We start from the raw sequence: 720 nt of genomic DNA, 5'->3' as shown, positions 1-720 counted from the left end.
GCCGGTATCCGGGTCGCTGCCGGTCACCGTATAGATGGTGCCGGTGCCGTTCTCCGCGACAGTGGCGGTGGTCAGCTTGTCGTTGACCGTCGGTGCATCGTTCACCGCCTTCACCGTGACCGAGATGGTCTGCGCGGTGCTGGTGATGTTCTGGTCGTCGGTTGCCGTGACCGTGACGGTGCGCACCGTCTCCGGCACCGGCGCATCGGAGGTGTTCGTGTATTGCAGCGCCTTCAGCAGGGCTGTGTAGGAGGCCAGCGACCCGGACCCGGACAGGCTGATCGTCGCGCTGTCGGTGTAGGTGATGGTGATGCCGTTCGCGACATCGCCATTGGAATAACCGTCCAGCGAAACCCCTTCCAGGCTGCCGACCTGCGCATTGGTCAGGCTGATATCCAGCTTCAGGAGGTTGGTGCTGTCGAGGTCCGAGATGCTGGCATTCGGCACCAGGGTCAGGGCGTTGCCATTCTCGGTGAACTCAGCGCTGGCGCCCGTACCGGCATCGCCGCCATTCAGATCGACAAGGGCAGGCTCATTGGCATCGGTCACGGTGATTGCCACCGCCTTCGCCGGGCTGGTCAGGGTACCGTCCGAGGCCGTGACCTCAATGTCATAGACGTTGTTCCCGCCCGCATCGGTCGGGTTCTCGAAGTCCGGTACGGTCTTGAAGGTGATAGCGCCGGTCTTGCTGTCGATATCGAACAGCGCGGCATCCGCCCC

General features: G+C 63.5%; 1 protein-coding gene. It reads right to left on the bottom strand.

Annotated elements, in window-relative coordinates:
• On the bottom strand, positions 1 to 720 hold a 720-nt coding region (locus P24_RS20380), incomplete at both ends, for a cadherin repeat domain-containing protein (protein ID WP_008946372.1).

This window comes from Oceanibaculum indicum P24, assembly GCF_000299935.1.
Classification (GTDB): Bacteria; Pseudomonadota; Alphaproteobacteria; order Oceanibaculales; family Oceanibaculaceae; genus Oceanibaculum; species Oceanibaculum indicum.
This window is presented reverse-complemented; position numbering and strand designations above follow the sequence as displayed.